10 protein-coding genes and 1 tRNA gene are annotated in these 11,295 nt (G+C 61.6%); 4 read left to right on the forward strand and 7 right to left on the reverse strand.

Features of this window, described 5'->3' with window-relative positions; all coding sequences use genetic code 11:
- The 4 genes from ACFMO5_RS12270 to rsfS all read right to left on the reverse strand — a co-directional run.
- A partial coding sequence (locus tag ACFMO5_RS12270; RefSeq protein ID WP_376793043.1) for a tRNA sulfurtransferase occupies positions 1-926 on the reverse strand: 926 nt, incomplete at its 3' end.
- 84 nt (positions 927-1,010) lie between these two features.
- Positions 1,011-1,083 (reverse strand) — tRNA-Val (locus tag ACFMO5_RS12275).
- Positions 1,074-1,781: an aminoacyl-tRNA hydrolase gene (gene pth, locus ACFMO5_RS12280; RefSeq protein ID WP_376793044.1), complete on the reverse strand. Its 708-nt coding sequence runs from the start codon at positions 1,779-1,781 to the stop codon at positions 1,074-1,076. The genes ACFMO5_RS12275 and pth overlap by 10 nt, the downstream gene beginning before the upstream one ends.
- Before the next feature lie 449 nt (positions 1,782-2,230).
- On the reverse strand, positions 2,231-2,548 hold the full coding sequence (gene rsfS, locus ACFMO5_RS12285) for a ribosome silencing factor (protein ID WP_376793045.1): 318 nt from the start codon (positions 2,546-2,548) through the stop codon (positions 2,231-2,233).
- 326 nt (positions 2,549-2,874) lie between these two features.
- Between rsfS and ACFMO5_RS12290 the strand changes: the two genes are divergently transcribed.
- The 4 genes from ACFMO5_RS12290 to ACFMO5_RS12305 all read left to right on the forward strand — a co-directional run bounded on the left by ACFMO5_RS12290 (position 2,875) and on the right by ACFMO5_RS12305 (position 7,569).
- Positions 2,875-4,233, forward strand: coding sequence for an aminotransferase class III-fold pyridoxal phosphate-dependent enzyme (locus tag ACFMO5_RS12290; protein WP_376793046.1), 1,359 nt, complete (start codon positions 2,875-2,877; stop codon positions 4,231-4,233).
- 127 nt (positions 4,234-4,360) lie between these two features.
- Positions 4,361-5,317 carry a 2-dehydropantoate 2-reductase gene (locus tag ACFMO5_RS12295; protein ID WP_376793047.1) on the forward strand — a complete coding sequence of 319 codons (957 nt, stop codon included), beginning with the start codon at positions 4,361-4,363 and terminating at the stop codon, positions 5,315-5,317.
- Positions 5,318-5,658: 341 nt separating this feature from the next.
- On the forward strand, positions 5,659-6,132 hold the full coding sequence (gene greA, locus ACFMO5_RS12300; RefSeq protein WP_376793048.1) for a transcription elongation factor GreA: 474 nt from the start codon (positions 5,659-5,661) through the stop codon (positions 6,130-6,132).
- A 663-nt stretch (positions 6,133-6,795) separates the two neighbouring features.
- Entirely contained in the window at positions 6,796-7,569 is a 774-nt protein-coding gene (locus tag ACFMO5_RS12305; RefSeq protein WP_376793049.1) for a TIM barrel protein, read from the forward strand.
- 48 nt (positions 7,570-7,617) lie between these two features.
- Here ACFMO5_RS12305 and ACFMO5_RS12310 read toward each other — a convergent pair whose 3' ends face one another.
- From ACFMO5_RS12310 to ACFMO5_RS12320, 3 genes are all read right to left on the reverse strand, one after another.
- Positions 7,618-8,502, reverse strand: coding sequence for a c-type cytochrome (locus ACFMO5_RS12310; RefSeq protein ID WP_376793050.1), 885 nt, complete (start codon positions 8,500-8,502; stop codon positions 7,618-7,620).
- A gap of 105 nt (positions 8,503-8,607) precedes the next feature.
- Entirely contained in the window at positions 8,608-10,302 is a 1,695-nt protein-coding gene (locus tag ACFMO5_RS12315; protein ID WP_376793051.1) for a cytochrome bc complex cytochrome b subunit, read from the reverse strand.
- An 18-nt stretch (positions 10,303-10,320) separates the two neighbouring features.
- Entirely contained in the window at positions 10,321-10,887 is a 567-nt protein-coding gene (locus ACFMO5_RS12320) for a ubiquinol-cytochrome c reductase iron-sulfur subunit (RefSeq protein WP_376793052.1), read from the reverse strand.
- Between the last annotated feature and the right edge of the window lie 408 nt (positions 10,888-11,295).

The raw sequence follows: 11,295 nt of genomic DNA on the forward strand, positions 1-11,295 counted from the left end.
ATGGTGGCAGCGTCCTCAATCGCTGCCAGGCTCTCCAGGGTCTGCGAGGCCACCTGCCCCAAGGAGTCCCCAGTCACCAGGGCCAGCCCACCCTCCTGTCGGGTAAGAGCTTCCGCCACCCGCACCATGAGCCGGCGGTAGAGGATCAAACGGTAGGGCGTGGGAGCCGCTAAAACGATAGCCCGCTGGGGCTCTCCGATCGGCACCACATATAACCAGGAGGGCATCCCGTAAGGACGCATCTGACGGACGATGGCCATGGCCTTGGCCTCAGAAGCCGCCCAATCCCCAAAGGGTCCGCTGTGGAAATGAATAGGGATCACCTCACAGCCCCGCTTCAGCATGAAGTAACCGGCCACCGGGGAATCGATACCTCCGGAGAGCAACAAACCCACCCGACCGCTTACTCCCACAGGGAGCCCACCGGGGCCTCGGTGTCGGGAGAAGTAAACGAGGGCCGTATTCGTCGCGATCTCGATGTAGGCCACCCAGGCTGGCTCGGAAAGGTTTACCCGCCAACCGGTCTGGCGCTGGACCGCTGCTCCGATGTGTCGCTCGATCTCCTGCGAAGTGAACGGAAAGGATTTATCCGCGCGGGAAGCCCGGATGCAGAACGAGGGAACGGATTCTGAGGGGAGATGGCGCAGAACGATCTCCGTTAGAGTGTTTAGATCCTTAGCGGCCGGGATCGCGGGAGCGAAATAGGCAATCCCGAACACGGTGCGCAACCGCTCGACCCACATCGCCTCCGGGATCGGTCGTGGAAGCCGGACCAAGAACCGTCCGGGGAGGCGCTCCACAAAAGCGGGCCCGAGGTCCTGTAAGCGTTCCTCGATCCGTCGGGCCAGAGCTCGCTCGAAGAAGCCCCGGTTATGGCCTTTCAGTCCGATCTCCGCATAATGCACAACAGCATACCGGCTTTCCATATCGCCTCTGCGCTCCTCACGTGCAAAGCCTTGAGATCAGCTCACGAAGAAGGGGCGCGTCTCATCCGCGCCCCTTCTCCGGCATGGGCGAGGCAGGACTCGAACCTGCGACCCTCCGCTTGTAAGGCGGATGCTCTCACCCCTGAGCTACTCGCCCTTCTTCTCTCCCGCCCGCAACGCCGGTTGGGCGTTGAAGCGGTTCATCGCCGCCTCTAACCCCTCCTCGATAAACGTGCGAATGGCCTGAGCGGCGCGGTGAAGCACCCCTTCCAGGATTTCCTCCTCGTCCGACCGGAAATCCTGGAGCACATAATCAACCGGGCTCATATGACCGGGAGGCCGTCCGATACCAATGCGCAGGCGGGGAAATTCCATTGTCCCCAGCGCCTGAACAATCGATTTCATCCCGTTGTGACCGCCCGGGCTGCCCCGGGGCCGCAACCGCAGGGCCCCGAGCGGAAGGTCCATATCATCGTATACGACGAGTAGCCGGTTGAGCGGCACACGGTAATACGAGACCAAGGGGCGCACGGAGCGCCCGCTCAGATTCATGAACGTCTGGGGTTTGGCCAGGATCACCCGCTGGCCTGCAAGGCGCCCCTCAGCGATCAGCGCCTGATGGAGGATCCGCCGGAAGGCCATTTGATGGGCCTGGGCAAACGTATCCACAACCCGAAAGCCCACATTATGACGATTGTAGGCGTATTCCGGGCCCGGGTTCCCTAGTCCCACAATTAACACGGGGAACCCTTCCAGGACGGTCTCCTCACCATCCTCCCCAGGCTCCGGCTCAGGGCGAAGCATCTTCAAGATCCGATCCAGACGCTCCAGGGTGTCTTCATAATGTAAGGTCACTGGTTCTCTCCTGATGAAAGAACTTGCCTTGAGACCTCTTTCAAGAGCATGTGAAGATTCCTCACCATAGCCCTTCAGTGGGTGGTCACCCCGTAACTATTCAGCCGGGCCTCGTTCCATTCGGAGTTCCCGCGAAGCGGCGGAAGGGCCCCACCCCCTTGATCCCCCCCTCCTCACGGCCCTTTGGGCCGTGGGGCTGAATAGTTGCATCACCCCTTCCACAGTAGCAAGCTCCGAATGTCAACAATTCAAAGGGGCTACCTGGTGAGGGGAATTGCCCCACCCGCTTTTCTTCCTCCCCGTGTGGCAAAGCTGCACAGGGAGGGAGGAAATTGCTTTCTTCGTGGGGTGCAGGTCACCTAAGGTGGCCCACATCCCCCGAGTGGCCACCCTGCAGTTCGTCGCAGGAAACAGAGCGCCGTGCTCCGGCTTGGGCATACGTTTTACGCTCACTGGGCCCGCACCAAAATCGGCGCTCCGCGCCACAGCGACTCTAGGCTGTAATAACGGCGCTGGGAGGGCGAGAAAATGTGCACAATAATGTCCCCATAATCCATCAGCACCCAGCCCGAGGCCGGATCTCCTTCCACCCGAGCGGGATCCACTCGGTATCCCCGCGCCGTGGCCTCCGCAACGCCTTCCATAATCGCCTTCAACTGCCGCTCGGAGGTTCCCGTGCAGATAATAAAGTAATCCGCGAAGGTCGCACGGGTTCGAATGTCCATCAGCACGACATCCATCCCCTTTTTATCGAGGATGGCATCCACAATCCGATGGGCCAGATCCAGCGTATCCAGGGATTCACCTCCTGAAGGGTGTGTGTCCGGAAGATGTTTTGGGTCCCACGATGGAAAAGGCCCTCTATATGCTGGCAAGGGTTGGCTAAAGCGAATCGTGTCATTATCATTCTATCACGTAAGAGGCGGTTTTCCCAGGAACCGGCTGGAAGCCATGGCCTTCTGAACAGCTTTTAAGAGAGAGCCAGGCGCGTCCGGCGCCCGGCGCCGCTCCAATAACCGTTTTCGTCCACGGCCCAAAGGGCTGCAGGGAGGACGCAAGGGAGGTGATGAGGATTCTGAACCGGGAGGCAACCATGAGCGAAACGACATTCAGAATGGAGAGAATGAGCGCTGAGGAGATTGTGGCGCTTTGCCGACAATATACGATCTATGAATGGTCCGCACAAGAGACGATCGCTCCGATCCCCGTCGTCCGAGCCAAAGGAGTCTACTTCTGGGACGCGTGGGGGCGACGCTACCTGGACTTCAATTCGCAGCTGATGAACGTCAATATCGGCCACGGTGACGAGCGGGTGATCCGGGCGATCCAGGAACAGGCCGCTCGACTGCCCTATGTCAACCCCTTTATGGCCACCGAACCCCGCGCCCGTCTGGGCCGGATGCTGGCGGAGATCGCCCCGGGGGATCTGAAGAAAGCCTTCTTCACGCTGGGCGGGGCGGATGCTAACGAAACGGCGATCAAGATCGCCCGCCTATATACCGGCCGCCATAAGATCATCGCCCGTTACCGCTCTTACCACGGGGCCACAGCGGGCGCTATCACCCTCACAGGGGACCCCCGCCGCTGGCCGGCGGAGCCCGGCATCCCCGGAGTGATCCACGTGTTCGATCCCTATCGTTACCGTTGCCGCTGGTGCATGCGAGAGGAGCGGTGCACGCTGGATTGCCTGAACCACATCGAAGACGTGATCCAATTCGAGGGTCCCCATACGGTTGCGGCGGTTTTCATCGAAACGGTCACCGGGACGAACGGGGTCATCGTTCCCCCGGACGGCTATTTGCAGGGCCTACGGGAGATCTGCAACCGCTACGGCATCCTGTTGATCTGCGATGAGGTGATGAGTGGCTTTGGCCGCACAGGGGAATGGTTTGCGGTGAACCATTGGAATGTGGTCCCCGATTTGATGACGATGGCGAAGGGGCTGACCTCAGGCTACCTTCCCCTGGGCGCGGTCCTGATCTCAGAGCACATCGCCGAATTCTTCCGCGATCGTCCCTTCCCGAGCGGCTTAACTTATAATTCCCATCCGTTGTGCTTGGCAGCGGCCATTGCCACCCTCCAGGTTTATCAGGAGGATCGCCTGATTGAAAACGCCCGACGGATGGGGGAGGTCTTGGCTCGGGAGCTCGCCCGCCTCAAGGCACGCCATCCAAGCGTGGGGGACGTGCGGAGCATCGGCCTCTTCGGCGTGATCGAGCTGGTCAAAAACCGCGAGACTCGGGAGCCCCTGGTTCCCTTCAACGCCCGGCCTCATGAGATGGGGATCATGAACCGTTTGCGGGAGTTCTTCCTCCAGAACGGGCTCTACACGTTCATCCGATGGAACACCTTTTTCACGAATCCTCCTCTCTGCATTACAGAAGAGGAGCTGCTGGAGGGCATCGAGATCATCGACCGGGGGCTGGAGATCACAGATGATGCGGTGATTTAACGCTTGGGAAAGCGAGGCCTCCGTAATCACCCTTTAGGGCGAAATGGGTTTCTTCGTGGGGTGCGGGCGGCCTTCGGTGGCCCGCACCCCACGAAGAACTGAAGCAACTACTGGAGGGATCCAAACCATGCGCATCACGGTGTTCGGAAGTGGGGGGTTAGGGGGGTACTTCGGTGCGTTGCTGGCCCGGGCTGGCCACGAGGTGACCTTTATCGCCCGGGGGCGTCATTTGGAGGCCATGCGCGCCCACGGGCTCCAGGTGAAAAGCGTCCACGGGGATTTTCACCTTCACCCCGTGCGGGCCACGGACCGGCCGGAGGAAGCCCCACCCGCGGATCTGGTCCTGTACGCGGTGAAAACCTATCACATCCCGGAAACGGTGGGGGCGCTCCCCCGCCTGTTGGAGCCGAGGGGAGTAGTGCTGACGACCCAGAACGGCGTCGAGGCGCCGCATCAGGTCGCAGCCGTCGTGGGGGCGGAGCACACCCTGGCCGGCGCGGTCTGGGTGGTCTCCCAAGTGGAAGCCCCTGGGGTAATCCGGCAGGAAAGCGCCTTTCGGCGCGTTGTGGTGGGGGAACTCGATGGCCGGCTCACTCCGCGGGCCCAGGCGATCGCCCAGGCCTTCGCCGAGGCAGGCGCCGAGGCGGAAGCGACGGCTGAGATTTGGAAGGTGCTGTGGACCAAGTTCCTATTCATCGCCGCCATCGGAGGGGTGGGCAGCGTGACCCGCCTTCCCGTAGGGGCCTGGCGAGAGGTCCCGGAGACCCGGGCGTTGCTGGAACAGGCCATGCGGGAGATCGAGGCGGTCGCCCGGGCAGAGGGTGTAGACTTGGATCCCGATGTGGTCCCGCGAACTATGGCGTTCATCGATGGCCTCGCTCCTACGGCGACCGCTTCGATGCAGCGGGATGTGGAAGCGGGCCGCCTCCTGGAGATCGAGGCCATGAGCGGAGCGGTGGTCCGCATCGGGCAACGGCACGGGATCCCCACCCCGGCCCACGCTTTCATCTATGCGGTCCTGAAGCCGATTCATCTGCGAGCGTTGCGACAGGTAGGGCTCCATGAGCCTCAGGGGGGAGGCTGAGGACGCCTGGCCCAGCCCTCAGCGCCTCGTCCCTGTCGCTTGTTCTTCCGGGTTTCAATTGGTATAATTGAAAATGTCCTTGGGCAGGAGTGATCCTGCGCTCCTGCCTCTTTTGTTCTCCTATACCCCACCCCCTAGCTCCATGCCCATCGCCCGTCGGGGTTGCCTTTCATCAAGCCCTTGCATCGCCTCAACCCGAGCGATGAGAGCAGGAGCTTCGTCGTGGGTGGGGAGGGCAAATCGTAATCTGGGGGGCAGAAAGGTTATTTTCAGCAGCCCTCCTGCTCCCAGCCCTCGAGAATGTCAACACGGAACCCTTGCCGTCTCAGGAGCACTCAGCGATGGCGGCGATTGGACCGACCTATCTGACGCCGGAAGGAAAGCGACAGCTGGAGGAAGAGCTGGAATATCTGCGCACCGTAAAGCGCCGAGAGATCGCCGAGCGGCTCCGCTTTGCGATCCAACAGGGCGACCTTTCGGAGAACGCGGATTATCACGCCGCGAAGGAGGAGCAGGCGTTTATTGAGGGCCGGATCCGGGCTCTGGAGGCAATCCTCAACAACGCAATCGTGATCGAGCCCCAGTCCTCGGAGGACGGCCGCGTGCGCTTGGGGTCCCGGGTCACCATTGCTGAGGATGGTAGCTCCCCGGAGACATACATTTTAGTGGGGCCCGCCGAGGCGGACCCCATCCATGGGAAGATTTCTTACGAATCCCCGCTGGGCCAAGCGTTGTTGGGGCGCCGGCCGGGCGATACGGTCACGGTGGAGGCCCCGGCCGGCACACTGACCTTCCGCATCCTCTCTGTAGAGTAACGCTCATAAACTTGACCTCTGCCCCGCGTTGCCTCGCTCAGGGTCTTCGCGCTGGATATCCCCTCGCCGCTTTCCAGGAAACGGTTCGTTCTGACAGACAGCGCTCGCGCTGGGCGCTCGGGCCGCTTCGGTTCGTTTGGGATGATGGGCCTCCCATGTCGCCTTATGCCGACACTTCTCCTCCCTCGTTGGGTGTGGCACCGGACCGGTCGGCGAAGGCCGACGATCGGCCGCAGGGCGAACGAGAACGATTTCAATCGGTGCGAAAAGCCCCGATGTAGGGGCACCCCTGGTGGGCGCCCCTACAGAAACACAGGCGGCGAACTGTAGGATTGAAGGCCTCGCGACCGCCGCCTCCGCCGAAAACCCACAGCCCACCTCTCTCCTCCCCAAAGCGGCAGTGGGCCGCAGCGCCGGAAGCTCCCTCGAGCTGGACCGGGCACCCAAGATCCGTGATCGAGCGTGAGAGGCCCCTCCTGAGTTATCATAATGGAAGGTTGATGGATCCGCGTTCCCACTGCTGGATCATCCATCGCGGTCCGTCCCCTCTAAACCTATCCCTGGGGGTATGGCGAAATGGAGAGCGCTTTGCGTTTCGGCACCGTGGGCAGCCCGCTGTCAACCCCTCCACGGCCTGGGGGGACTATCGGGGGCTTGCAGCGCATGCATGAGCTGGGATTGGAGGCCTTGGAGCTAGCCTGGGTGCGCAGCGTCAGGGTCTCGGAGGAGACATGCCGACAGATCCGTGAAACTGCCCAGGCTTTGGGGATCGCCCTCAGCGTCCATGCCCCTTACTTCATTAACCTGAATGCAAAGGATCGGTCGGGATACCGGGCCAGCCGGGAGCGCCTGATGGCCGCTGCCCGAGCCGGTTACCTTGCCGGGGCTCGGGATATCGTGTTCCACCCCGGCTCCTATCAGGGCGCCCGGCCGGAGCGCGCCTATGAAACCGTGCGCCGCCGTCTGCAGGAGATTGTGGAGGAGCTCCGGGAGGAGGGTGTGGAGGTCATCCTGCGCCCTGAGACCATGGGAAAGTCCGCCCTCTTCGGCACCCTGGATGAGGTGATCCAGCTCTCCCGCGAGGTCCCTGGGGTGCTCCCGTGCATCGATTTCGCTCATCTTCATGCGCGGGCAGGAGATGGATCGCTCAATTCCTATGAGGAATTCACAGACGCCCTGCGCCGGGTGGCGGCCGGGCTGGGCCCCCGAGGGCTCCAGGAACTCCACATCCACGTCTCGGGGATCGCCTACACCCGGAAAGGGGAACGCCATCACCTGAACCTGAAGGAGGCCGACCTCCGATACGAGGAGCTCCTCCGGGCGCTGATCGATATGGGGGGCCGGGGCCGTGTCCTTTGCGAAAGCCCGAACCTCGAGGAGGACGCACTGCTGCTTCAGGGGACGTATCGGCGGCTTCTTGCCCAAGCGGGGAAATGAACGGGGGGCACGAGCTTCGCTCGCGCCCCCCGTTCATGGTGCGCCCTCCTATTTCAGCGTCATCAGGAAGGCGATCAGATCCGCCAGATCCTGGGCCGACATCTGATTGCCCAGCGTGGCCGGCATCTTGGAGACCCCTGGGGCGGCTGCAAACTGGTTCGGATCCACAATATAAGCGTTCGGCTGCTGGATCGACTCGCGGATGTATTCCTCCGGCGTCTTTGCTTGCCCCTTGTAATCCGGCGCCCCAATCCGCTGCGCGGCGGTCGTGGCGATGCCGGCCAGGGAAGGCCCGACGATCGTCTCACCGGGCTTCAGGCTATGACAGGCCTTGCACGAAGCCGGCACCCCACTGGCCTGTTTCACCTCCTGGTCCCACAACGCCTTCCCCCGCTGAGGATCCCCCGGCGGCAGCGGCCGGGTGAGGTCCGAACCGACCGCCTCGAAGGCTGGGGTGGGCGTGGGCGGTGCCCCAGCGGCCTGCCAGTTCAGGATGAACTCCACCAGGTTCTCGATCTGATCCGGTCGCAACGGTCCCCCGAACTCCTGAGACCAAGTGGGCATCGGCTCCGCGTAGACCTCATCCGCCCGATAAGTGCTGCGGATCGGCCGGCCTGCGGCGATGCTCAATTTGATGAAGTTGCGCAGGGAGTTGGCGTAGTTCTGGGTCCTCTTCAGCTCCTCATAGTGCCGGAACACCCCTGGGTTGAGGTCAGGTCCCTTTCCGGGCACTCCTTCCCCTTGCGGGCCGTGGCACGTGGAGCAATATTGCTCATAAATGAAGGCCCCATTCTCGATCGCTTTCGCTTTATGGAGCGCCTCATAGCGGGCCATACGTTGCTCTTCCGTGAGCCAGACCATGCCAATCGTGATCACCGTGACCAGCATCAAGACTGTTGCGCCAATGATCCGGCGGGTCGCCAAGTCGAACATGGACCCCTCCAGCGGTTCGTCTAAAAGGATGTTTCTACGAAGAGACAGGGGACAGCTGCGGATCGACCATCCCCTGGGTTATGGGATAACGGCCTGAGGGGGGATTCACTCGCCCCCATGGAAGCTATCCCGATGGAGATAAATCGCCTGCTTGGTCTCCTGGAAAACCGGATTGCCCTGCGCATCCAGAACCGGCTTCTTGTGCTCATCCAGCTTGAGCTGATAGATCGCGATCTCGAAGCGCTTCAACCCGGCCTGGACCTCACTGATCCGGACGATGGCGTAGCCTTGCGGCAGATGGGGATCCGTCTCGATCCGGCGCTTTAAGTCCTCCAACACCCGGGCCAGCCGGGGCGCATCGGCGGGAGGCTGCAGGTTCCGGGTGTCATAGGTGCCTGGGATAAGCTGTTCGTAAGGGATCGTTCGCACCTTCCCCTCGCCGTACAGCGGGTCGGGGTTCAGGGGCATGAATTCCTGCAGGACCTCCACATCGGCCGAGGAGGTCACCGCGAAGGCCGGCGTCCCCATATAGGTCAACATGGTCCATGCTGCCACCCCGACGAGGCCAAGCACCAGGGCCTTGCGCCGGTGACTGTAACGTCGGCTGATATTGAAATCCAAATAAGGCATGATCAGCAGGAAGAGGAGGATCAGCCCTGGCAGGATCACACCCATGATCGTCTTGCTGTTGTAGATCGTGGCGGGCGGCCGGGGGAGGCCCAGGCGATCCAGAGCCAGCAGGAAAGGATCCTTCAGCAGCCCCTGGAGCCACAGGAAATACCAAGGCGCTGTGGTGTGAAGCGGGGTGTTGAGGGGATCCGCATGCTGCTCCAAAGGCGCGTCGTAGAAGAAAGCCGCCCCGATAACCAGGAAGGCGATCAGGGCGATGCCCCACAAGGCCTCCTGAATGGCGATGTCAGGGATATAAGGCACCCGCTTCTCCGGCGGGACTTTGCGCGCGGTGTCATCGCCCACCGCCTCCATCTCCGGCGGCAGGGAGAGGCCGTGACGGACCACCTTGTAATAGTGGACGAAGAACACAAAGAAGAGGAGAAGCGGTAGGAAGATCACATGGAGCAGATAGAACCGCAGCAGCCCCGCCGCCCCGATATCGGGGGCTCCGCGCAGGATCAGGTTGACGATCCGGCCCAGGGCGGGCGGTGGGGTGGCCTCCGCCATGCTCGTCCCGATGGTCACCGCCCAGTAGGAGAGCTGGTCCCACGGCAGCAGATACCCGCTGAACGAAAGGAATAAAGTGAAGACCAGCAGAATCACCCCGGTCGCCCAAGTGAACTGACGAGGCCGTTTGTAGGAGGCGGTGAAGAAGGTGCGCAACATGTGCAGCATCACCGCCACCACCATCGCCTCCGCCCCCAGGCGGTGGATGTCCCTCATCAGCTGGCCGAAGGGAACGTTGTTCAGGATCCGAAGCATGTTCTCATAGGCCACCAGGGGCGAGGGCGTGTAGAAAATCATGAGGAAGATGCCGGTGATGGTCTCGATCAGGAAGAGGTAAAAGCTGAGGAGCCCCAACCGGAAGGTGGGATATAGCTTCGTCACTGCCTCGTGGTAGAAAGAGGGCTTGATGTGCAGGATGAACCCTTCCGTGTGGGGCTTCACACGGGGGTTGGGCCGGGGCGGTGGCTCGCCCCGGATGATGTTGCGCACCTCCGTCAGCGGGATGCCCGCGGTCACCCGGGTGACCAACTCGTCGAGATGCATAAAGATCACCCGGCGCCATCCGTATTGCTGAACTTCTTTTTGCAGTGTCGGAATCGGCTCAGGCCACCGCAACGCCATCGGATCTCCCTCCCGAAATTATGCTCCCTTCTTCTCGGCGGGCTTGCCCAGGATCTTCTTCCCGGTGTCCACCTCGATGATCAAATTCGGATCCGGCACCGGGAGCGGATCCCCGTTCGGATCGGTTTGGGCCACCACCCGACCGCTGGCGTCCTTCAGGTAGATCACGAAGCGATCCAGATCCCGCGGGGCCGGCCCCTCAATGTAAGTGCCATCCAGCTGGAACTTGGAGCCGTGACACGGGCATTCAAAACGGAAATTGCTGGGTACCCACTTGTAGAGACAGCCCAGATGGGTGCACACTTTGTAGATGGCCAGGATCCCCTTCTCGGTGTTCACTAACCAGATCTTGGCTTCGGGGAATTCCTTGGGGCCCTCACCGACGCGAGGAAGCACCTCGCCCGCTCGTCCGAAGGGGAAGATCCCTCCGAACTCGCCGACTTTGAAGCGGGGCAGGGCGAAGAGGACGCTGAGCCCCCCCAGCTCCGCCATGAAGAGCGCCATCGAGGCCGCCCACACATAGGTCAGAAACTCCCGCCGGGTGATCCCTGGCGCCGCCGTGGGAATTGCCTGCGCCTCCGCCATCGTTCCCTCCTGAACTGGCATTCTATATGTGAAATCGCACCTTTAGGAGCCACACCTGGGAAGCAAGCAGATGGCCTCTTTTCTCACGGCCCTCGGGGTCGTGAGAAAAGAGGACGAAGGGAGGTGAGGCCGTGGCCGCCCCATCCCAATCCTCAAAACCAAAATTGGGTGAAGCACAAGGTCTTAGGGGAGATGGATGGCCATCCCCGCTGATCTGTCGCAATAACCCAATGTAGAGCAAGCCCAAAATCTTCGTTAACTATAGCACAAGGCTCTGAGGAGTGCCAACCACATCATCAAAAAATCCGAACCGCTCCTCCAATTAGGCGCTGCCTTATATACGTCGAGGGCCGATGGCTGCTTCATCTCCTTTAGAGAATGTCTGAAAACTTGCTCTGGGTAACTACC

The organism is Thermoflexus sp., from assembly GCF_042408365.1.
Taxonomy (GTDB): domain Bacteria; phylum Chloroflexota; class Anaerolineae; order Thermoflexales; family Thermoflexaceae; genus Thermoflexus.